We start from the raw sequence: 248 nt of genomic DNA on the forward strand, positions 1-248 counted from the left end.
TGAATTAAGTACACCAGCAAATGATCATCTAAACACAATGGTATCTACCCTACATGTGATCGCGAATGATAAAAATGTAGAACAAATAACGTCTAAATTGGAAACCCCATTGGATCACTTGCCACCCGAAATCATAGAAGATGGGAGTACGGTTTTCCTTCAGCCCCTCCAAGCAAAACAACGCAGTCTACATACCCAAATGAATAAGATGGTTACCCAACTAGCGGCCATGAACGAAAAACATGTTG

At 40.7% G+C, this 248-nt stretch carries 1 protein-coding gene; it reads left to right on the forward strand.

Going from position 1 to position 248, the window contains the following annotated elements; genetic code table 11:
- Positions 1-248 (forward strand): hypothetical protein (locus PPOP_RS24285; RefSeq protein ID WP_042228650.1); only part of this gene is annotated, 248 nt, incomplete at both ends.

The sequence above is a fragment of the Paenibacillus popilliae ATCC 14706 genome, from assembly GCF_000315235.1.
In the GTDB taxonomy this organism is placed as follows: Bacteria; Bacillota; Bacilli; order Paenibacillales; family Paenibacillaceae; genus Paenibacillus_B; species Paenibacillus_B popilliae.